General features: G+C 72.0%; 14 protein-coding genes and 1 pseudogene. 11 read left to right on the top strand and 4 right to left on the bottom strand.

Annotated elements, in window-relative coordinates; genetic code table 11:
- Positions 1-71 precede the first annotated feature (71 nt).
- Positions 72-4,268 (bottom strand): MinD/ParA family ATP-binding protein, encoded by a 4,197-nt coding sequence (locus AC3EQ1_RS29860; protein WP_432097439.1) that lies wholly within the window; start codon positions 4,266-4,268, stop codon positions 72-74.
- Between the two features lie 237 nt (positions 4,269-4,505).
- Positions 4,506-4,628, bottom strand: a pseudogene (locus AC3EQ1_RS29855) (SCO5717 family growth-regulating ATPase); the annotation flags it as partial.
- A 1,099-nt stretch (positions 4,629-5,727) separates the two neighbouring features.
- Between AC3EQ1_RS29855 and AC3EQ1_RS29850 the strand changes: the two are divergent.
- The 8 genes from AC3EQ1_RS29850 (at position 5,728) to AC3EQ1_RS29815 (ending at position 17,242) form a co-directional block, all read left to right on the top strand.
- Entirely contained in the window at positions 5,728-7,227 is a 1,500-nt protein-coding gene (locus tag AC3EQ1_RS29850) for an outer membrane protein assembly factor BamB family protein (protein WP_432097438.1), read from the top strand.
- 145 nt (positions 7,228-7,372) lie between these two features.
- Positions 7,373-8,899: an outer membrane protein assembly factor BamB family protein gene (locus tag AC3EQ1_RS29845; protein WP_432097437.1), complete on the top strand. Its 1,527-nt coding sequence runs from the start codon at positions 7,373-7,375 to the stop codon at positions 8,897-8,899.
- A gap of 202 nt (positions 8,900-9,101) precedes the next feature.
- On the top strand, positions 9,102-11,063 hold the full coding sequence (locus AC3EQ1_RS29840) for an outer membrane protein assembly factor BamB family protein (RefSeq protein WP_432097436.1): 1,962 nt from the start codon (positions 9,102-9,104) through the stop codon (positions 11,061-11,063).
- A 641-nt stretch (positions 11,064-11,704) separates the two neighbouring features.
- A complete protein-coding gene (rpsO, locus tag AC3EQ1_RS29835; RefSeq protein WP_351515211.1) occupies positions 11,705-11,992 on the top strand; it encodes a 30S ribosomal protein S15 in 288 nt (95 codons plus the stop codon).
- A 368-nt stretch (positions 11,993-12,360) separates the two neighbouring features.
- Complete coding sequence (locus tag AC3EQ1_RS29830) at positions 12,361-14,589, top strand: polyribonucleotide nucleotidyltransferase (protein ID WP_432097435.1); 2,229 nt, start codon at positions 12,361-12,363, stop codon at positions 14,587-14,589.
- On the top strand, positions 14,586-15,965 hold the full coding sequence (locus AC3EQ1_RS29825; protein WP_432097434.1) for a M16 family metallopeptidase: 1,380 nt from the start codon (positions 14,586-14,588) through the stop codon (positions 15,963-15,965). The genes AC3EQ1_RS29830 and AC3EQ1_RS29825 overlap by 4 nt, the downstream gene beginning before the upstream one ends.
- Positions 15,966-16,029: 64 nt before the next feature.
- The gene (gene dapB, locus AC3EQ1_RS29820; RefSeq protein WP_432097433.1) at positions 16,030-16,785 is read left to right on the top strand and encodes a 4-hydroxy-tetrahydrodipicolinate reductase; all 756 of its coding nucleotides are present in this window, start codon (positions 16,030-16,032) and stop codon (positions 16,783-16,785) included.
- A 4-nt stretch (positions 16,786-16,789) separates the two neighbouring features.
- Positions 16,790-17,242 (top strand): tetratricopeptide repeat protein, encoded by a 453-nt coding sequence (locus AC3EQ1_RS29815; RefSeq protein ID WP_432097432.1) that lies wholly within the window; start codon positions 16,790-16,792, stop codon positions 17,240-17,242.
- A 96-nt stretch (positions 17,243-17,338) separates the two neighbouring features.
- Here the strand turns inward: AC3EQ1_RS29815 and AC3EQ1_RS29810 are convergent, their stop codons facing one another.
- Together AC3EQ1_RS29810 and AC3EQ1_RS29805 are read right to left on the bottom strand one after the other, a co-directional pair.
- Entirely contained in the window at positions 17,339-17,887 is a 549-nt protein-coding gene (locus AC3EQ1_RS29810) for a hypothetical protein (protein ID WP_432097431.1), read from the bottom strand.
- Positions 17,888-17,979: 92 nt separating this feature from the next.
- Positions 17,980-18,222 carry a hypothetical protein gene (locus AC3EQ1_RS29805; RefSeq protein ID WP_432097430.1) on the bottom strand — a complete coding sequence of 81 codons (243 nt, stop codon included), beginning with the start codon at positions 18,220-18,222 and terminating at the stop codon, positions 17,980-17,982.
- A 242-nt stretch (positions 18,223-18,464) separates the two neighbouring features.
- Here AC3EQ1_RS29805 and thyX point away from each other — a divergent pair, with 242 nt between their 5' ends.
- From thyX to AC3EQ1_RS29790, 3 genes are all read left to right on the top strand, one after another.
- On the top strand, positions 18,465-19,205 hold the full coding sequence (gene thyX, locus AC3EQ1_RS29800) for an FAD-dependent thymidylate synthase (protein ID WP_432097429.1): 741 nt from the start codon (positions 18,465-18,467) through the stop codon (positions 19,203-19,205).
- Positions 19,206-19,383: 178 nt separating this feature from the next.
- Positions 19,384-20,283 carry a 4-hydroxy-tetrahydrodipicolinate synthase gene (dapA, locus tag AC3EQ1_RS29795; protein WP_432097428.1) on the top strand — a complete coding sequence of 300 codons (900 nt, stop codon included), beginning with the start codon at positions 19,384-19,386 and terminating at the stop codon, positions 20,281-20,283.
- Positions 20,284-20,403: 120 nt separating this feature from the next.
- Positions 20,404-22,089 carry a ribonuclease J gene (locus AC3EQ1_RS29790; protein ID WP_432097427.1) on the top strand — a complete coding sequence of 562 codons (1,686 nt, stop codon included), beginning with the start codon at positions 20,404-20,406 and terminating at the stop codon, positions 22,087-22,089.
- Positions 22,090-22,240: the final 151 nt, after the last annotated feature.

The raw sequence follows: 22,240 nt of genomic DNA, 5'->3' as shown, positions 1-22,240 counted from the left end.
ATCCGCTCGGGCCCTCCCCGTTCGTGTCATCCGGCGCCGCCCCACGTCCCGCAGGGGCGGCGCCACCGCTCCTACTGCTGCTGGGGCGGAGCCGGCGGCGGGAAGCCGTATCCGGTGCCGGGCTGCGGAGGCTGCGGGCCTTCCGGAGCCGGCTGTTCGGGCTGCGGCGGCTGTCCCGGCTGCGCGGGCGGCTGTCCGCCCGGCGCCGGGTAGCCCTGCCCGCCGGGCTGCTGCGGTGCGGCCGGCGGGGGGAAGCCGTATCCGGAACCGGGCTGCGGGGGCCGTCCCGGCGGGGGGAAGCCGTACCCGGAATCCGGCTGCGGCGGCTGTCCGGGCTGTCCCGGCTGGGGCTGCTGCGGCCACCCGGGAGGCGCCTGGCCCGGCGCGGGCTGCCCGGGCGCCGCGGCGCCGGGCTGCCCCGGGGGCATGGGCCACCCCGGCTGCCCCGGCTGACCGGGTGGCGGCACCTGACCGGGCTGCTGAACCTGACCGGGTTGCGGCACCTGGCCGGGGAAGGGCTGCTGCGGCGGTGTCGGGTGGCCCGGCCGGTCCGGAGCGCCGGGCTGTGCCGCCTGAACCGGCCCGCCCGGGTACGGCTGGCCGGGCCACCCGGCCTGCTGCGCCGGCGGCTGCTGCGGGCCTTGCGGGCTTGCCGGCTCCGCGGGCAGCGGGTGCCCCGTCTGCGGGTCGACCGCGGGCTGTGCGGGCTGCTGCCCGTAGGGATACGGCCGGCCCTGCGGAGGCTGGGCCGCCTGCGGAGGCTGCGGATATCCCGGCTGGGCCGGCGGCGCGTACCCCGGCCCGCCCTGCTGCGGGTGACCCTGCTGCGGGGGCGCGTACTGCTGGTTCGGCATCGGCGGGGCCAGGTGCGGCGGCGGGTTGCCGTCCGCGGTCCACAGCCCCTGCTGCTGCTGGGCGCGGATGAAGTCCTCGGCGACCATCGCGGACAGGTTGAAGTACGCCTCACGGGTCTTCGGCCGCATCATGTCGAGGTCGACCTCCGCACCCGCCGACAGATGCTCGTCGAACGGCACCACGATCACCCCGCGGCAGCGCGTCCGGAAGTGCGACACGATGTCGTCGACCTTGATCATCTTTCCGGTCTCGCGCACCCCGGAGATGACGGTGAGGCTGCGCTGCACCAGGTCGGCGTAGCCGTGCGCCGAGAGCCAGTCCAGCGTGGTGCTCGCACTGCTCGCACCGTCCACGGACGGCGTCGAGATGATGATCAACTGGTCGGCGAGATCGAGCACTCCGCGCATCGCGCTGTAGAGCAGGCCGGTGCCCGAGTCGGTGAGGATGATCGGGTACTGCTTGCCGAGCACGTCGATCGCGCGGCGGTAGTCCTCGTCGTTGAACGTCGTGGAGACCGCGGGGTCCACGTCGTTGGCGATGATCTCCAGACCGGAGGGCGCCTGCGAGGTGAACCGGCGGATGTCCATGTAGCTGTTCAGGTACGGGATCGCCTGCACCAGGTCGCGGATGGTCGCGCCCGTCTCACGGCGCACCCGGCGGCCGAGCGTGCCGGCGTCCGGGTTGGCGTCGATGGCCAGGATCTTGTCCTGACGCTCCGTCGCCAGCGTGGCGCCCAGCGCGGTGGTGGTCGTCGTCTTGCCGACGCCGCCCTTGAGGCTGATCACCGCGATCCGGTAGCAGGAGAGCACCGGCGTCCGGATCAGCTCCAGCTTGCGCTGACGCTCGGCCTCGGCCGCCTTGCCGCCGATCTTGAACCGGGACGAGGGGCCGGTGTTCTTGCTCTTGGGCTTCTGCTTGGTGTTGCGCAGCAGCCGGTCCGAGGACAGTTCCACCGCGGCGGTGTAGCCGAGCGGCGCGCCCTGGCCGGAGCTCTGATCCGGGCTGGGCCACGCGCCGGTCCGGGGGTCGGCGGGCGCGGCCTGGGGCTCGTGCGGAGGCTGCCCGCCCTGCCCCGGGTACGGCTGCTGGGACGCCTGCTCGCCGTGTGCCGGGTACGGCTGCGGTGCGCCCTCGGCGTTCGGCGGGGGCACGGGCGCACCCTGGCCGGCGGCCTGGGGGTATCCGTAACCGGACTGCGGGAACGACGGCGCGGGCTGCTGCGGCGCGGCTGCCGGCGGCACGGCCGGACCCGCCTCGCCGGGCCCTTCGGCCTGCGGACCGGGGGCGACCGGGCCAGGGGCCACGGGCCCGGGGACGACGGGCGGCAGCGGCTGTCCCGGCAGCGGCTGTCCCGGCTGGGGCTGCCCGGCCTGCGGGCCCTGCCCCGGCTGGGGCTGCTGTCCGGGCTGCGGCGACGGGTACGGCTGCGGCGGCTCGGTGCGCTGCTCGGGCACGTGGGGCGCCGGGGCTCCCACCGGGCCGGCGCCGACGGGCGGCACGGTCCCGGCCGGGCCGTCGGTCATCGGGGCGTGCGGAACCGGGCCGCCCACCGCCGGACCCTGGGGGGCAGGGCCGTCGGCGGCCGGGCCGGGAGCGTCGGGCCCCGGAGCGGGCGCCTGGGGCGGCACGGCCGGGTCCCCGGGGCGGGGGTAGCCGTAGCCACCCTGATGGGGCACCGCACCGGCGGGACCTGCGCCCTGGCCGGCTCCCGGACCGCTGCCGGGAGGCGTCCACGCCGGGCCCGGCTGCGGATAGCCGTAACCGGCGCCGCCTGCCGGAGAACCACCGGCCTGCGGACCGGCACCCTGCGGACCGGCGCCCTGAGGGCCGGCCGCCTGGGGACCGGCGGCCTGAGGACCGGTCGCCGGGCCACCGCTCGTCTCGGGCGCGGGCGCGGCGGAGTTCGCGGCGGCGTCGCCCGCGTCCGTCCCGTTCGCCGGGCCGGGAGCGGGCGGCACCGAGGGCACCGGCGGCTTCTCGTCGCTGGGCACGGCGGGGGTGGGAGCGACAGGCGGGGCCGACGGCTTGTCGTCCTCGGCGGCGGGCCGGAAGGACGGCGGCAGCGGCGGCAGTTGGTCCTGCGGCACCGGCGGCGGAGTCCACGCCGTCGGCGCGGGAGACTGCTCGGGCGCCGGAGGCTGCGGTGGCGTGGACTTCTCCGGGACCGGCGGCGGGGTCCACGGGGTGGACTGCTCGGGCACCGGCGGCGGCGTCCAGCGCGTCGCCTGCTCGGGCACGGGCGGCGGCGTCCACGCCGTCGGCTTCTCGGGGACGGGGGGCGGCGTCCAGGCCGGAGGGGCGTCGGTGGGCTCCGCGGGACGGGAGCCCGCGTCCTCCTGCTGTGCCTTCGCCTTCTGGGCTTCGACCTCTTCGGCGTGGCGACGGAGTGCGGCGGCCGAGATGCGCATCGTGGACCCGCTCTGCAGGTCACCGTCGTCGAAGGCCGCGCGGTCCGAGGCCGGGGCGTCCGAAGCCGTCCCGTCCGAGGCCGCGTCGCCGGAACCGGAGGCGTCACCGTCACCGGCGGCGTCACCATCACTGGCGGCACCGCCGTCGGCAGCACTGTCGTCCCCTGCCGTGGTGTCGGCATCGTCGGACGTGCCGAGGGCGTCGGAGAGCTGCTCCTCGCCGACCGGTTCGGCGGCGGAGTCCGCGTCCGTCTCCTCGTCCGTCTCCTCCGGGGCGGCGCGCGGCACGGTGAGGGCCGGCGGAACATCGCCGTCCGACCCGTCCGACCCGTCCGACCCGTCCGTGCTCTCCGTGCCATCGGGGCGGGAGCCACCCTCCGCCGGACCGCCGGCGGTGTCGTCCCCGGAGTCGTCCGCGCTCTCGGCGTCGTCGAAGCCGTCGGGAGCCCCGGAATCGGAAGCGTCGGAAGGAGCCGCATCGGCGGCAGCGGTCCCGGCAGCCGGCTCCGCGTCGTCACCCCGCTTCGCGAGCAGCGCCGCGGACTCCTCCGGGGCCGCCGTTCCCACGGATTCCGCTTCCGGCTCGGACAGCGGCGACACGGCCGAGGGCACCGACACATCGGAGCCCTCACCGCGGTCCTCCGCCGAGGAGGCGCCTTCGTCCTGGCCGCCGCGCGCCGCACGGTCCTCGGCCGGGTTCTCGTCACGGTCGCCGCCCCGATCGGCGTCCTCGGCCCCGGAAGCAGGAGCGGCGAAGGAGGGCAGCACCGGAGGCGGCACGGCGCCGGCCTCGGCACTCGCACCCGTCGCTGCCCCGGCGCCCGCGGACGCCTCGCCGCCGGACTGCGGCGTGGCGGGCTGCTCCGTGACGGGAGCCGCTTCGGAGCGCGGAGCAGGGAAGTTCGGGACCGGGAACTGCGGAGCGGGGAACTGCGGGGCAGGCGGGGGCGGCGTCTGCGCGTCCCGTGGCGCGGGTGGTGCCGCGTCGGCAGGCGGGGTCTGCACAGCCGGCGGAGTCTGTGCCGGCGGTGTGCCGGGCGTCTGCGCAGCGGGCGGAGTCGGCGGCGTCCACGTGGTCCGGAAGCCGCTGCTCGCCGGTATTCCGGGAATCGCTGCCGGGTCGCTCGACGACGGGGCGGCGAGAGTGGAAGCGGAGGCTCCGGTGCCGGCGGACTGCCCGCCGTCGTCCTCCCCGGATTCCGTTTCTGCCCGACTCGCACCGCTCCCCGACGAGGAGTTCTGCGTGTACCAGGCAGGCGGCGTGTAGTCGATGGTGAACTCGCCCGTGTTCTCGGGCTCCGCGTCGGACCGATCCTCGCCGGGGGTCCCTCCGCCCGCGCGGATCTCGTCCCGATCGCTGCTCACAATGCCTCCTGGTGTGGTCTTTCAACCCTGTTCGCCTGTTCCCTGGAACGCGGCAGGGGGGCGGCCGTATCGAACTGTCCGGCCGCTTGACCTTTCCCCCGTTGGGACGCGGCTGCCCTGTCGTGAGGTTCTGTCACCGCGCCCGGACCCAAGCCTAATCACCACGAGCGCCGATCGGGCAGGGCCGTCCACCGCGGGGCGCTGTCCCGTACGTCACGTCGTGCGCCGAAGGGCCGGTGTGCCGGGACGGAGCAGCAACTCGCATGGACGAATCCCTTCATGTCCGCGGGGCGCCGCTGGTCGTGGGGCCGTGCCACGTCCGACTGCCTCGGTATACGACCGGTCTGCCCCCGTGGTCGAAGCCTCGTTCACGTCTCGTCGCAGTCCCGGCAGAGCCTCGCTGCGTCGCGCGCATCCCGTCCGCGCAAGCCCGTCCGCTCACCGTCCCCCCCGTCCGCCTCCCGTTCGTTCCCCACCGTCGCCCGGCAGTACGCGGCCGAGGTCCCGCCGCCCCTCTCGTTCGTCCCCCTCCGCGTTCCGCCGTGGCATCCGTGGCGCAGAGGGAACCCGATCCCCCTGTAACGCGTCTTGTTTCTACCGGTAGTAGGGAGACGGTCCGACACCCACGGCCGGGGGCAGTCCTCGTCGTGCGGTCGGGCGACGGGGGTAACGGGGCGTATGGCATCACGGCAGCATGCGTGCGGCGCGTGCGCATGCCCGAGCGCCGTCGCGAGGGAGCACCCGCGACGGCCGGGATCCGTTCCGCACCCCACCGTCACGGGCGGAGTTCCACCGCTGACGGTGCCTCGTCCCGGGAGCGCGGCCGACGCCGGATCCGCGCGAGCCCCGACTTCCGTACACCGTGTCCGCACACCGGCCGGAACGTTCCCGCAGCCGCAGCCGCAGCCGCAGCCGCAGCCGCAGCCGCAGCCGCAGCCGCAGCCGCAGCCGCAGCCGCCCCTCATGCGCCGGCGCCCGCCCCCGCGCGCCCGTCGCCCCTCGCACCGTCCCGTCAACTGACGCCCCCCCACCCGAACCGTTGACGTCCGGCCCGTCCGCCGCCTCCGGCGGCGGCCCCAGTGAAAGGCACAACGTTCTCGTGTCCCAGCCGCCCTCCTACGGACCGAGCCCGGATCAGCGCCCGCCGCAGATCTGGGACACCGGTCTCCGCCCCCCTCGACCGCCCTCGGAGGCACCGGGATTCGGCCCGCCGCCCCCGGCGTTCGGCCCTCCGGCCGACGGGCCCGGACTGCCCGGCGACGGCGGTGGACCGCCCCGCCGCGGGGGCGCCGGCGCCCGCCGCACGGCACTGATCATCACCCTCGCCCTGGCCCTCGTCGCGGGCCTCGGCACAGCCGGCTGGCTGCTGCTGGCCGGAGGCGAGGACCGGCCGGAGGGTGCGCCGCTCCCCAGGCACCGGACCGCCTCCAAGATCGCCTGGGACGAACCGGTACCGACGCTCGAGGACGGTGTGCAGCCGACGTCCGGCACCTGGTTCACCGACCGGTACGTGGCGAAGGCCCTGCCGAACAAGGTCGTCGCCTACGACCTCGCGTCGGGCGACCGGGCGTGGACGGTGCCGCTGGACGGTGTGGTCTGCGCGACCTCCACCGAGGCGGTCGCCGGCCGGGCCGCGGTCCAGCACGGTGAGGGCTGCCGCAAGCTCACCGTCATCGACCTGGAGAAGAAGCGCGAGCTCTGGACGGACGAACTGCACGACCCCACCGACCCGGAGAACTTCAGCGAGGGCGAGCTCGCGCTCAGCGAGAAGCTCGTCGTCCTGGCGTCGGGCAGCGGATCGGCCGCCTACCGGATCGACAACAAGAAGAAGGTCTACCGGGACCGCGGCTATCTCGGGGATTGCTCCCTGTCCGCCGCCGCCGGCGCGGAATCCGGGAAAACGCTGCTCGTCGTCGCCTCGTGCGGCGAGGCCGGCGGCCGGCAGGTGTGGGCACTGGACCCGGAGACGGCCCGTCGGAAGAACGTCTGGGATGTTCCGGACAACCTGGATGTCACGAATATCCTGTCGACCTCCCCGCCCGTGATCGCTCTCCAGTCGCAGCAGGCGGAATCGGTCGAATACATCCTGCGGCTGCGCCCCGGAAACCGGAAACCGACGAAGATCTCGGTGGGTGAGAAGGGTCAGTATCTGTGCGCCAACGACTCCCCGCGCTGTGCCGACATCGTCGTCACCGACGACACGGTGTATCTCTCCGGCCCCACGCACGATTCCTACGGCGACGGCGCGACCCTCATGAACGAGGTCGTGGCCTACGACCTCGGCACGGGCAAATCGAAGCGGCTGCTGGAACCGGACAACAAGCGGGAACTCGAACCCTTCGCGGCCCTCGACGGGGATCTGATCGCCTATGAGCCGCCCACCGAGGAGAAGGGCGGTGTGCTGTTGCGCTACGACGCGGAAACAGGAAAGCGCTCCGTCTACGAACGTCACCCCGACTGGTCCAGCGAACGCGAGTCGGCCATCGAGCAGGACACCGTCCCGCTCCTGCACCGGGGCATGTTCTTCCTCGCCGCCGAGGAGATCTATTCGCGCGAGGAGGGCGAGTCGCCCAAGCCGCTGATCGCCGCATTCCGTTGACGCGGCCCGGCCGCTGACCGGCCGGCCTCCCACCTGTAGTTCATCACCGACGAGCTCCCGGTTCACGACCGAAGAGCCCGCAGTTCACGACCGACGAGCCCCTGGTTCACCGACGAGCCCCTGGTTCACCGACGAGAAAGAGCTCATGTCGCAGCCCTCCCACGGACCGTACAACCCGCCCTCGCAGCAGGGCTGGACCGGACCCAACCCCTATGCCCAGCAGGCCCCGCAGCACGGCGGACAGCTCCCGCCGCCCCCCGGCTTCCCACCGCAAGCCCCGCAGTCACCGCCGCCCGTCTCGCCCGGACGCCGGGCGAGACGGGGCCTCATAGCCCTGGTCGTCGGCATCGTCGTCGCGCTCGCCGGCGTCGGCGGAGGAGTCTGGCTCTACCTCGGCGGGGACAGCGGCGGCAGCCACCGGGCGAAGCCGCAGCCGAGGCCGGAGCACCCGCACAAGCTGCACAGCAGCATCGACTGGAAGGCCCCCGCCCCCAAGGGCAAGATCGTCGACTATGTGGCCTCGGACGCCCGGGGCACCTGGTTCACCGACCGGGCAGTGATCAAGCAGGAGATCAAGAACGTCAAGGCCTACGACCGCAGGAGCGGTGACGTCCTGTGGACTGTGTCCCTGCCGGGCGACATCTGCGGCGACCGGACCCCGCCCACCGGCGGGACACTCGCCCTGACCTTCAAGGCCAAGGGGGTGTGCAACCAGCTCACACTGATCGATCTCGCCGACCACCGGCGCCTGTGGACCACACCGCTCGCCGCCGAGTACGAGGACGGCAAGGCCGTTCAGTACGTCTCCAGCGCCCGGTCGGGCGACGCTCTGATCATCGCGGGGGAGCGCAGCATCGAGCGCCGGCGGCTCTCCGACGGCGGCAAGGACTGGAGTGTTCCCGTCCGCGACGGCTGGTACCAGGGCAGCGTCGTGGGCGGCGACCGTCTCCTCTCCACCACCTACAAGGTGCGCGGCAAGCAGACGCTCGCGCGCGAGGTGCAGGAGATCGACCCCCGGGACGGCAGCGCGAAGTGGACGTGGCCGGTGCCGAAGGGGCAGCGGGTGGCGTCCTTCGTGTCCACCTCGCCCGTCGTGATCGGACTGGCCGAGCGCGACGCATTCCAGGTCGACCAATTCATCACCCTCGACGGAAAGGGCGACCGCCGGTCCCGGATCTCCATCGCCAAGAAGGGCGTGCGGGACAAGGAGGGGCGGCTGGAATTGGCGTACGAGCCCTGGTGCGACATGGTCGGCTGCGATGCGGCGGTGGTCGCCGACGACACCCTCTATCTGCCCACCGAGGACATGGCCTCCGAGGACTCCGATTGGGAGTACAACAAGCTCGTCGCGTTCCGGCTGGACAACGGGCGCGTGAAGTGGTCCAAGGACGCCGGCGCGAAGCGGACGGCCCTTCCGGTGGGAATCGACGGGGACAACGTCATCGCCTACAGCACACCGACCGGTGAATCGGGCGGAAAACTGGTCCGTTTCAACCTCGCCTCCGGAAAGAAGTCGCTCTACCAGCAGCACCCCGACAGCGAGAGCGAGGACGAGCGGGACGCGTACGGCATCGGCACACCCAACGAGTTGTACCTGGACCGGGGTCAGTTCTTCATCGTCACCGAGTCGTTGACGGGGAGCGAAAAGATCTTCATTCACGCCTACGAGTAGGCATTGCGTGGTACCCCGGCCCGGCACAATCCGGGCCGGGGTACCACGCGGACCGGCCGGGCCCGCGTGGTACAAAGAGGCCCCGCTTGATGGACATTGACGTGCGGGATTCGCGCCCGGTTCGCTCCATTCCGGTAATACATCACCGGAATTGCGGGGGAGGCCGGCCGGGCGCCGGACCCGCGTGAAGAGGTATGCGCCCATGTCGCAGCCGCCCCCTCCTCCGGAACCGTCCGGCCCGTCGGCTCAGGACGGCTCCGGCGCTCCCCAGCAGCCCGGTTTCGGCCCGCCGCCCGAGCAGCCGCCGTCGCCCACCGCGCCGCCCGAGCAGACGCCGCCGCAGCCGCCCACCGCGCAGCCCGCGCAGGCACCGCAAACGCCCGCGCAGGGCGAACAGCAGCAGCCGCAGCCGCCCGCGCCGTCCCAGCAGCCGCCGGCGCAGGCACCGCAACCGCCCGCTCAGCCGCCGCAGATGCCGGCGGCCCCGCCCGTGCCCCCGGCCCAGCCTCCGTCGCAGCCGCCCGCCTGGGGCGGTGCGGCGCCGGCCGGCCCGCCCGCACCGGGAGCACAGCCCGGCCAGGCCGCGCCGCCCAACCCGTACGCGCAGCAACAGCACTACGCCCCGCCGGCGTACGGCCAGCACCCGCCCGCGGCCTACCCGCCGCCCGGCCAGTACCCCCCGGGCCAGTACCCGCCCCCCGGTCAGTACCCGCCGCCGGGGCAGCCGTTCGGCGCCCCCATGGGCAGCGCGCCGGGCGGACCCGGCAAGCAGCGCACCGCCCTCGTCATCGGCGTCGTCGTGGCCGTGCTGCTCGCCCTCGGCGGCGGCATAGCGCTGCTGGCCGGCGGTGACGACGAGAAGCCTGCCGCGAAGGGCTCCTCGGGCCAGGGATCCGGCACCGGCGACAGCGGGGACGACAGCGGCGAGGACGTCGGCGACCGCCCCGGCGGCGACGGCCTCACCGGCGCCGGAGGCGGCAAGGGCGAGGCGAAGCTGAAGTGGCAGGAGCCGACCCCCGAGACCTCCAAGCGCGGTGTCGACGTGCCGGGCTTCTGGATCACCGGCTCACTCGCGGTGAAGCCCGCCCTCAAGAAGGTGACCGCCTACGGAGTCGAGGACGGCAAGGAGCGCTGGAGCGTCCCGCTCGACAAGAACGTCTGCGCCGCCCCGCGGCACGCCACCGACGACGGGAAGATCGTGGTGGCGTACGAGGGTGACAAGAAGGACGAGTGCAGCCACTTCGCCATGATCGACACCCGGAAGGGCAAGAAGGTCTGGGACAAGCCGCTGCCCAAGTCGGGCGGTTTCGCCGAGGGGTTCATCGGGACCACGATGGCGCTCAGCGGCGAGGCCGTCGGCGTGACCTGGTTCGGCGGCTCGGGCATGTTCAAGGTCGGCAACGGTGAGCCCGTCCCGACCCCGAAGAAGAAGCTGGGCTGCACGGTCGACGGATACGCCGGCGGCAAGGCGATGCTGCGGGCGACGATGTGCCAGGACCACGCGGTGCTGGAGAAGCTGGACACCTCCACCGGCAAGGTCCGCTGGACCATGAAGACCAAGAACGAGATGCAGGTCAACAAGATCTACTCGACGGACCCCGCGGTCGTGTCCCTCATCGACGAGGACCGCAAGTCCGGGGGCATCTGGGCGGTCGAGGGCGGCGACGTGCGCTCGCAGATCGACCTCGGCAAGGACACCTACACGCCGAGCTGCGGCATGAGCATCATCGCCAAGGACCTCGGCAGCTGCCAGGGTGTCGTCGCGGACGCCGACACGCTCTACCTCCCGACCGAGGCGAAGCGCAGCGGCGGGGACACCATCGGCCGCACCAACGAGATCCACGCCTTCGACCTCGACTCCGGCAAGCGCAAGTGGACCTCGCCCGCGGGCGAGGAGCGCACGATGGCGCCGCTGGCGATGCAGGGCAAGAACCTCGTCGCCTACCGGGAGCCGGGTTTCGACACCCCCGGTGAGCTGCTGACCATCCCCGCCGGAGGGGGCAAGCAGAAGAGCCTGTTCCGCACCCCGCAGGCGACCGCCGGCGCCGAGCGGAGCTTCTTCAGCTCCATCAAGCGCTACGAGGGAGGCCGGTTCTACATCGCCTCCGACCGGGTGAACGACACCGAGGGCGGGGAGAAGCTGATCCTCGCCTTCGGGAAGTAGCCGCCCCACCGGCCACTCGCGCCGGGCCCGGGCCGCTCCGGAAGGCTCACTCGACCGGAACGCCCGGGCCCGCGCCCGGCCCCGGACTGCCCCCGGCTCCCCGAGCGCAGCCCGCTCCCACCCCCGCCGCCCCGCCGCATCACGCCGGCGGGGCGGCGGTCGTGTCGGGGAGGGCCGGACCACTGCCGGACCCCGAGCCGTCAAGCCGGCGCCCGGGAGCCACGTGACCAGGACGAGTGGATCTTCCTGCCCCGGGACCCGCAGTCGCCGAGAACCCGCCCTTCACCCACGAGAGCGTCGGCACCCCCGCCCCCGGAACCCTCCGACAGGACACCGTTGCCCCCGGACCCCTCCGACAGGACACTGTCCTCCCGCCCGCAGCAGCACCGGCACCCCGTACAGACGTCACAGCCCCGGCACACCGCCCCCGGCTCCTCCGGCCCGGCCCCGGAGCCGCCCCCGCCGCCCGGGCGCCGAGCATCATCGGCGGACTGGTACTGTGGGTGACGGCCGTTTGTGTACGCGCCCCCGGATCATCTGGAGGCAGCGCCCAGCGGACCCCGCCTCCCGAGTCACGGAAGCTCCCCTGTGCGACAGACCAGGGGCACTCGGCGGCCGAAACGAACCAAGAGGAGTACCGCGTGTCGCTCGACGCCGCTACGAAGAAGCAGATCATGGCCGAGTTCGCCACCAAGGAGGGTGACACCGGCTCCCCCGAGGTCCAGGTCGCGATGCTCTCCCGCCGCATCACGGACCTGACCGAGCACCTCAAGACCCACAAGCACGACCACCACTCCCGCCGTGGTCTGCTGCTGCTGGTCGGCCAGCGTCGCCGCCTGCTGCAGTACCTGGCGAAGAAGGACATCACGCGCTTCCGTGCGCTGGTCGAGCGCCTCGGCATCCGCCGCGGTGCTGCGGGCGCCAAGTAAGACGCCGTGAAGGGGGCGGTTCCCGGGTCAGGGGGCCGCTCCCTTCGCCGTATGCGGGCGCATGCGCGACCGCACGGCATCACGAACCGGACGCAACAGCGCTTCCAGCCGTCGTGACGACGGCCGAAGCTTTGTAGTCTGGTCGCACAACGCAATACAGAACAGCACAGTGCATTCATGAGGGGGAGCGCCTTCCCGCCGCAGCTCGACGCCGCAGGCGCCGGTCCTCGGTAGTGGCCGCCGGAACATGCAATTCCGGAGGCTTCGATCGAAGACCGGCCCGGCCGACCGGAGTGAGCGGTCCCAGGCGCTCCGCCGCTACCGTCCCCGCCGGACGGGCGAGGGACGCAGACGAGGAGATTTTCCTGGTGGAGAACGAGACCCACTACACCGAGGCCGTCATCGACAACGGTTCCTTCGGTACCCGCACCATCCGTTTCGAGACGGGCCGCCTGGCCCGTCAGGCCGCCGGTTCCGCCGTGGCCTACCTGGACGACGACACCATGGTGCTGTCGGCCACCTCCGCTTCCAAGAACCCCAAGGACCAGCTCGACTTCTTCCCCCTGACGGTGGACGTCGAGGAGCGGATGTACGCCGCCGGGCGCATCCCCGGTTCCTTCTTCCGCCGTGAGGGCCGGCCCTCCGAGGACGCCGTCCTCACCTGCCGCCTGATCGACCGCCCGCTGCGCCCGTCCTTCAAGAAGGGCCTGCGCAACGAGATCCAGGTCGTCGCCACGATCATGGCGCTCAACCCCGAGCACCTGTACGACGTGGTCGCGATCAACGCCGCCTCCGCTTCCACGCAGCTGGCCGGCCTGCCCTTCTCCGGCCCGATCGGCGGCGTCCGCGTCGCACTGATCCGCGGCCAGTGGGTGGCGTTCCCGACGCACACCGAGCTCGAGGACGCCGTCTTCGACATGGTGGTCGCCGGCCGCACCCTCGAGGACGGCGATGTCGCGATCATGATGGTCGAGGCCGAGGCCACGACCAAGACGATCAAGCTCGTCGAGGGCGGCGCCGAGGCGCCGACCGAAGAGGTCGTCGCCGCCGGTCTGGAGGCCGCCAAGCCCTTCATCAAGGTGCTGTGCCGCGCCCAGGCCGACCTCGCCGCCAAGGCCGCCAAGCCGACCGCCGAGTTCCCGATCTTCCTGGACTACGAGGACGACGTCCTCCAGGCGCTCGACCAGGCCGTCCGCGACGAGCTCGCGCAGGCGCTGACCATCGCCGGCAAGCAGGCCCGCGAGGCCGAGCTCGACCGGGTCAAGGCCATCGCCGTCGACAAGCTGCTGCCGCAGTTCGAAGGCCGCGAGAAGGAGATCTCGGGTGCCTACCGCGCGCTGACCAAGAAGCTGGTCCGCGAGCGCGTCATCAAGGACAAGGTCCGCATCGACGGCCGCGGCGTCACCGACATCCGCACCCTGGCCGCCGAGGTCGAGGCGATCCCGCGGGTGCACGGCTCGGCGCTGTTCGAGCGCGGCGAGACCCAGATCCTGGGTGTCACCACGCTGAACATGCTCCGCATGGAGCAGCAGCTGGACACGCTCTCCCCGGAGACGCGCCGCCGCTACATGCACAACTACAACTTCCCGCCGTACTCCGTCGGTGAGACCGGCCGCGTCGGTTCGCCGAAGCGCCGCGAGATCGGCCACGGCGCGCTGGCCGAGCGGGCGATCCTGCCCGTGCTGCCGACGCGCGAGGAGTTCCCGTACGCCATCCGCCAGGTCTCCGAGGCGCTCGGCTCCAACGGCTCGACCTCCATGGGCTCGGTCTGCGCCTCCACCATGTCGCTGCTGAACGCCGGTGTGCCGCTGAAGGCCGCCGTCGCCGGTATCGCCATGGGCCTGATCTCCCAGGAGATCGACGGCGAGACGCACTACGTCGCGCTGACCGACATCCTCGGCGCCGAGGACGCGTTCGGCGACATGGACTTCAAGGTCGCCGGCACCAAGCAGTTCGTCACCGCGCTGCAGCTGGACACCAAGCTGGACGGCATTCCGGCGTCCGTGCTGGCCGCGGCCCTCAAGCAGGCCCGCGACGCCCGGCTGCACATCCTCGACGTGATGAACGAGGCCATCGACGTTCCGGACGAGATGTCCCCGAACGCCCCGCGGATCATCACCATCAAGATCCCGGTGGACAAGATCGGTGAGGTCATCGGCCCCAAGGGCAAGATGATCAACCAGATCCAGGAGGACACCGGCGCCGACATCACCATCGAGGACGACGGCACCATCTACATCGGTGCCGCCGACGGCCCGGCCGCCGAGGCCGCCCGCACGACCATCAACGGCATCGCCAACCCGACGATGCCCGAGGTCGGCGAGCGCTACCTGGGCACGGTCGTGAAGACCACCACCTTCGGTGCCTTCGTCTCGCTGATGCCCGGCAAGGACGGCCTGCTGCACATCTCGCAGATCCGCAAGCTCGCCGGTGGCAAGCGCGTGGAGAACGTCGAGGACGTGCTCGCGGTGGGCTCCAAGGTCCAGGTGGAGATCGCCGAGATCGACCAGCGCGGCAAGCTGTCGCTGCACCCGGTCATCGAGGGTGAGGACGGCGACAACGCTGAGGCCGAGTCGAAGGACGACGCCGCCAAGTGACGTCGCGTACGCAAGGGATGACGGCCCGCACCTCTTCGGAGGGGCGGGCCGTCGCCCGTACCCAAACGCTCCTCAAGGGCGAGAACGGCATCGGCACGGTGCGCCGGACCACCCTCCCCGGCGGCCTCCGCGTCGTCACCGAGACCCTGCCGTCGGTGCGCTCCGCCACCTTCGGCATCTGGGCGCACGTGGGCTCGCGCGACGAGTCCCCGTCGCTGGGCGGCGCCACCCACTACCTGGAGCACCTGCTCTTCAAGGGCACCGCCAAGCGCAGCGCCCTCGACATCTCCGCCGCGATCGACGCGGTCGGCGGCGAGATGAACGCCTTCACGGCGAAGGAGTACACCTGCTACTACGCGCGGGTGCTCGACACCGACCTGCCGCTCGCCATCGACGTGGTGTGCGACATGCTCACCGGTTCGCTGATCGAGGCCGAGGACGTGGACGCCGAGCGCGGCGTCATCCTCGAGGAGATCGCGATGACCGAGGACGACCCGGGCGACGTGGTGCACGACCTGTTCGCGCACACCATGTTCGGCGACACCCCGCTCGGCCGCCCGGTCCTCGGCACCGTCGACACGGTGAACGGCCTCGACCGCGACCGGATCGCCCGCTTCTTCAAGAAGCACTACGACCCCACCCATCTGATCGTCGCCGCGGCCGGCAACGTGGACCACGCCACGGTCGTCCGTCAGGTGCGCACCGCCTTCGAACGGGCCGGCGCCCTGGGTGACCCGGACGCCGTCCCCGCCCCGCCCCGCAGCGGCGAGCGGCGGATCCGCGCGGCCGGACGGGTCGAGACGATCGGCCGGAAGACCGAGCAGGCGCACATCGTCCTGGGCATGCCCGGCATCGCCCGCACCGACGACCGGCGCTGGGCGCTCGGCGTGCTCAACACGGCGCTCGGCGGCGGCATGAGCTCCCGGCTGTTCCAGGAGATCCGGGAGAAGCGCGGGCTGGCCTACTCCGTGTACTCCTACACCTCGGGCTTCGCCGACTGCGGCCTCTTCGGCGTCTACGCCGGCTGCCGTCCCAGCCAGGTCGACGACGTTCTCAAGATCTGCCGCGACGAGCTGGACCAGGTCGCGCAGCACGGTCTCAGCGACGACGAGCTGCGGCGGGCCGTCGGCCAGCTCTCCGGCTCCACGGTGCTCGGACTGGAGGACACCGGCGCGCTGATGAACCGCATCGGCAAGAGCGAGCTGTGCTGGGGTGAACAGATGTCGGTCGACGAGATGCTCCGGCGGATCGCCGCCGTCACCCCGGACGACGTGCGGTCGGTGGCCCGCGATGTACTGGGACAGCGGCCCTCGCTGTCCGTCATCGGCCCGTTGAAGGACAAGCAGGCGGCGCGTCTGCACGACGCGGTGGCCTGACCACCGCGTCGGAGGGTCCGGGCCGGTTGTCGAGCAGCACCACAGGAAGTGAGGGAGACCCACCATGAGCAGCAAGCTCCGCGTGGCGGTCATCGGCGCCAAGGGGCGCATCGGCTCCGAGGCCGTGCGGGCCGTGGAAGCGGCCGAGGACATGGAGCTGGTGGCCGCGCTCGGCCGGGGCGACAAGCTGGAGACGCTGGTCGAGGCAGGCGCCCAGGTCGCCGTCGAGCTCACCGACCCCGGCTCGGTGATGGGCAACCTCGACTTCTGTGTGCGTCACGGCATCCACGGGGTCGTCGGCACGACCGGCTGGACCGACGAGCGGCTCGCCCAGCTCCGCGCCTCGCTCGACGCCTCCCCGGAGACCGGTGTGCTCATCGCGCCGAACTTCTCCATCGGCGCGGTGCTCACCATGCGCTTCGCCCGGCAGGCGGCGCGCTTCTTCGAGTCCGTCGAGGTCGTCGAGCTCCACCACCCCAACAAGGCGGACGCCCCCTCCGGCACCGCGACCCGGACCGCCCAGCTGATCGCCGAGGCCCGGCGGGAGGCGGGCTGCGCACCGCAGCCCGACGCCACGGTCACCGCACTGGAGGGCGCCCGCGGCGCGGACGTGGACGGGGTGCCGGTGCACGCCGTACGGCTCCGCGGCCTCCTCGCCCACCAGGAGGTCCTCCTCGGCGACACCGGCGAGACCCTCACCCTGCGGCACGACTCGCTGCACCACAGCTGCTTCATGCCGGGCATCCTGCTCGGCGTGCGCCGCGTGGTCTCCACCCCCGGGCTGACGTTCGGCCTGGAGCACTTCCTGGACCTGGACTGAACCCGTGCGCGCCAAGATCACGTACTTCCTGACGGCGGCCGTCCTCGTCGTGTACTTCGTCCTGGCCGGCCACCGCGGGGTGCTGCTCATCGAGCAGGGCACCGCGCTGACGGTCGCCTTCGGGATCTCCGTGCTGGTGCTGCCGCTGATCGGCCTCTGGTTCCTGTGGCAGACGACGCGCTTCGCCCGCAGCGCGGACCGGCTCGCCGCCGAGCTGGAGGCCGAGGGCGGGCTGCCCGTCGACGAGCTCGTACGGACGCCGAGCGGCCGGATCGACCGGGACTCCGCGGACGCGGTGTTCACCCGGCGGCGGGCCGAGGCCGAGGAGACTCCCGAGGACTGGCGGGTCTGGTTCCGGCTGGCGGTCGCCTACCACGACGCCCGGGACACTCCGCGGGCCCGGAAGGCGATGCAGCGGGCGATCGCCCTGCACGACCACAAGCCCGTACGCGCCTGATCCGCAGCACATGAGGCAGGTGGCCCTCCGCACGCCGGAGGGCCGCTCCCGCCCCGGTCGATCACCGTCGCTTGCGGTGTGGCGTGCCCCCGCGGGTCACTGCCGGTGGTCGGTCGCCCAGCCCTCCACGGCCTCGGCCGCGGTGTCGAAGGCGTCGGCGCGGCCCAGGAAGTCGGCGCTGTGGTCGGTCAGCAGCGGAGGCAGCGGCTCACCCGCCGTCCGCACCGCCAGCAGCGCCTGCCCCTGAACGGTCCGGGGCAGGCCCAGCCAGTTCACCGGCTGCTGCACGGTCCGCACGGCGGAGATCGCGGACCACCGCAGCGTCGTGGTGGTCCAGAAGCCCACCCGCCGCAGCCCCTGGGGACTCACCCAGACGCCCGTCCGCAGCAGCCGCAGCGCCGCCGCGATCACCGCGGCCGCACCGCTCGCGCAGGCGGCCGCGCCCGCCGGCGCACCGGCGAAAGCGACGATCACGGTGGCGAGCAGCAGATACGAGGCGAGCAGCAGCGCGAGCGCCGCTGCCCCGACCCGCCAGGGGCCGGGGCGGTACGGACGGCGCCAGCGGTCCGGGTCGCCGTACGGCAGCATGACCTCGTCGTCGACCTCGTCGAGAGCACGGTCGGCGGTCAGAAAGGTCAGGGGCACGGCGATTCCTCAGTTCATACGCACGCTCGAAGGCTGTGCCCGGTGACATTAGCGATGCGGCCGGAACGCGACCACCCCGGGTCGCGTCCGGCTCAAGGGTTCTGGGCGCTCTCGGACTGGGAGGCCTTGCTGGTGGTGGAGGCGCCGTTGCCCAGCGCGGGCACGCCGAACAGCAGCGCGCCCACGAGTCCGGCGACCACCGTCAGCCCGACGAGGGACCTCCCGGCGATCTCGGTGCGGCTCGCGGACTGACGCGGGGGCGGTTCTACGTTGCTGCGGAAGCGGTCTGCCTCGGCGATGAAGGCGAATGGCACAGGCTCTCGCCGGCGGAACATGAAGAGCTCTCCTCGGAACATCTCGGTGGGACCGGTCTCACTGGTTCAGACGTACGAACCCCTTACTTGGTGCCGCTTTTCCGACAGGTTCTGTGAAAAACATCAACCGCTCCTCCGGGCACCGGCACGGGCCCGCAGCCGTCCGGCGGTCCGCCGCCCGGCGGTGTCGGTGCCGGGCCGTAAGCTGGGCGCCGCCCCAGCAGCGATGCACCGCGAATGCACAACCGGAAGGACCCCCGTCGGTGAGCGACACCCCCGCCGAGAGCGCCAAGCCCAGTTTCCGCAGCGACGTGACCGTCGAGCTGGTCAAGCACAGCGCCGCGGACTCCGACGTGCTGTGGGCAGCCCGGGTCTCGACAGCCGGGGAACAGTCCCTCGACGAGCTGTCGAAGGACCCGGAGCGCTCCAAGGGCCTGATCAACTACCTGATGCGCGACCGGCACGGCAGCCCGTTCGAGCACAACTCGATGACCTTCTTCATCAGCGCCCCGATCCTGGTCTTCCGCGAGTTCATGCGGCACCGGGTCGGCTGGTCGTACAACGAGGAGTCCGGCCGCTACCGGGAGCTGCAGCCGGTCTTCTACGTGCCGGGCGAGGACCGCAAGCTGGTGCAGCAGGGGCGTCCGGGGAAGTACGAGTTCGTCACGGGCACCCCGGAGCAGCACGAGCTGACCGGCCGCGTCATGGAGGACACCTACCTCCGGGCCTACGAGGCGTACCAGGAGATGCTGGCCGCCGGGGTCGCCCGCGAGGTGGCCCGTTCGGTCCTGCCGGTCGGTCTTTTCTCGTCGATGTACGCCACCTGCAACGCCCGCTCGCTGATGCACTTCCTCGGCCTGCGCACCCAGCACGAGCAGGCGAAGGTCCCCTCCTTCCCGCAGCGGGAGATCGAGATGGTGGGCGAGCGGATGGAGGCCCACTGGGCCCGGCTGATGCCGCTCACCCACGCGGCCTTCAACGCCAACGGCCGGATCGCGCCGTAGGGCGGGCGCGGCCCGGCCAACCGCGAGAAGTGTCCGTATTGCGACGTTTCGTGAAGTTCATCTAGGCTGAACAAACGGACCCGGCACTGCTTGAACCCCCGAGCAGGCAGTGCCGGGATCCGCATCACGGGTGCCCCGAGGGAGCACACGACGGGGAGCTACGAGTAGCGTGGGACCCATGGCTCCGACCTCCACACCGCAGACCCCGTTCGGGCGGGTCCTGACCGCCATGGTCACGCCGTTCTCAGACGACGGCGAACTCGACATCGACGGCGCGCAGCGGCTCGCCGCCCATCTGGTGGACGCCGGCAACGACGGCATCATCGTCAACGGCACCACCGGCGAGTCCCCGACCACCAGCGACGCGGAGAAAGCCCAGCTGGTACGGGCCGTGGTGGAGGCCGTCGGAGACCGCGCCCACGTCGTGGCCGGAGCCGGCACCAACGACACCCGGCACAGCGTCGAGCTGGCCCGCTCCGCCGAGAAGGCGGGAGCCCACGGCCTGCTCGCGGTGACGCCGTACTACAGCAAGCCGCCGCAGGAGGGCCTCTACCGGCACTTCAGTGCCATCGCGGACGCCACCGACCTGCCGGTCATGCTCTACGACATCCCCGGCCGCAGCGGCGTCCCGATCAACACGGAGACGATCGTCCGGCTCGCCGACCATCCGCGGATCGTCGCCAACAAGGACGCCAAGGGCGACCTCGGGCGGGCCAGCTGGGCCCTCGCCCGCAGCGGCCTCGCCTGGTACTCCGGCGACGACATGCTGAACCTCCCGCTGCTCTCCGTCGGCGCCGTCGGCTTCGTGTCCGTCGTGGGCCATGTCGTCACGCCCGAGCTGCGCGCCCTGCTGGACGCCCACCTCAACGGTGACGTCGCCAAGGCGACCGAGATCCACCAGAAGCTCCTGCCGGTCTTCACCGGCATGTTCCGTACCCAGGGCGTGATCACGACCAAGGCCGCCCTCGCCCTCCAGGGCCTGCCCGGCGGACCGCTGCGGCTGCCCCTCGTGGAGCTCTCTCCCGAGGAGACCGAGCAGCTCAAGCGCGATCTGGCCGCGGGTGGGGTACAGCTCTAGACACAGACGTCACAACTGCATACCGGCACAACCACATACGGACACAACTGCAAGTGCACGATTGTCACGCGCGCCACGTGCCCCCACGGGGCAGGTGGCGCGTGTGGTGAGGAGAGTCTTTTGAGTCATCCGCACCCCGAACTGGGCGCTCCGCCGAAGCTTCCCCGGGGCGGCCTGCGCGTCACGCCGCTCGGCGGCCTCGGCGAGATCGGCCGCAACATGACCGTCTTCGAGTACGACGGCCGCCTGCTGATCGTCGACTGCGGAGTGCTCTTCCCCGAGGAGGAGCAGCCCGGAGTCGACCTGATCCTGCCGGATTTCACCACCCTGCGGGACCGTCTCGACGACATCGACGGCATCGTGCTCACCCATGGGCACGAGGACCACATCGGCGGCGTCCCCTTCCTGCTCCGCGAGAAGCCGGACATCCCGCTGATCGGCTCCAAGCTGACCCTCGCGCTGATCGAGGCCAAGCTCCAGGAGCACCGGATCCGGCCGTACACCCTCGAGGTCAAGGAGGGACACCGCGAGCGCGTCGGACCCTTCGACTGCGAGTTCGTCTCGGTCAACCACTCCATCCCGGACGCCCTGGCCGTGGCCATCCGCACCCCTGCGGGCATGGTGGTCCACACCGGCGACTTCAAGATGGACCAGCTGCCGCTCGACGGCCGGCTCACCGACCTCCCCGCGTTCGCGAGGCTCGGTGAGGAGGGCATCGACCTGCTGCTGAGCGACTCGACGAACGCCGAGGTCCCGGGCTTCGTACCGCCCGAGCGCGACATCTCGAATGTGCTGCGCACCGTCTTCGGCAGCGCTCAGCGCCGCATCATCGTGGCCAGCTTCGCCAGCCATGTGCACCGCATCCAGCAGATCCTGGACGCGGCCCACGAGTACGGCCGGCGGGTCGCCTTCGTCGGACGCTCGATGGTCCGCAACATGGGCATCGCCCGTGACCTGGGCTACCTGCGCGTTCCGGCGGGCCTGGTCGTCGACGTGAAGGCGCTCGACGACCTCCCGGAGGAGGAGGTCGTGCTGGTCTGCACGGGCTCTCAGGGCGAGCCGATGGCCGCGCTGTCCCGGATGGCCAACCGCGACCACCAGATCCGCATCGTCCAGGGCGACACGGTGATCCTGGCGTCGTCGCTCATCCCGGGCAATGAGAACGCGGTCTACCGCGTGATCAACGGCCTGTCCCGCTGGGGCGCGAACGTCGTCCACAAGGGCAACGCCAAGGTCCATGTCTCCGGGCACGCCTCCGCGGGCGAGCTGCTGTACTTCTACAACATCTGCAAGCCGCGCAACCTCATGCCGGTGCACGGCGAGTGGCGCCACCTGCGGGCCAACGCCGAGCTCGGCGCTCTGACCGGTGTCCCGAAGGACCGGGTGGTCATCGCCGAGGACGGTGTCGTGGTCGACCTGGTCGACGGCATCGCCAAGATCGTCGGCAAGGTGCAGGCGGGCTACGTCTACGTCGACGGGCTCTCGGTCGGCGATGTCACCGAGGCCTCGCTCAAGGACCGCCGGATCCTCGGCGACGAGGGCATCGTCTCGGTCTTCGTGGTGGTGGACAGCACCACCGGCAAGATCGTGGGCGGCCCGAATATCAATGCCCGCGGTTCCGGCATCGAGGACGCCGCATTCGGCGCGGTCCTGCCGAAGATCGAGGAAGCGTTCGGCAAGGCGGCCCAGGACGGCGTCGCCGAACCGCACCAGCTGCAGCAGTTGGTCCGCCGGACGCTGGGCAAGTGGGTGTCCGACACCTACCGTCGGCGCCCGATGATCCTCCCTGTGGTCGTAGAGGTCTGACGCCGCATCAGCCGTATGGACGGCCGCGCCGGAGCCGATTTGCTTCCGGGCGCGGCCGTCCAGTACGTTTACGGCTCCGCCTGAACGAGGAACCCGGAACAACTCTGTGTCCGGACCTTCTCCGGGAAGGTGGAAATCCGACCCGGAGGAA

It is taken from the genome of Streptomyces sp. bgisy100 (genome assembly GCF_057709105.1).
This window is presented reverse-complemented; position numbering and strand designations above follow the sequence as displayed.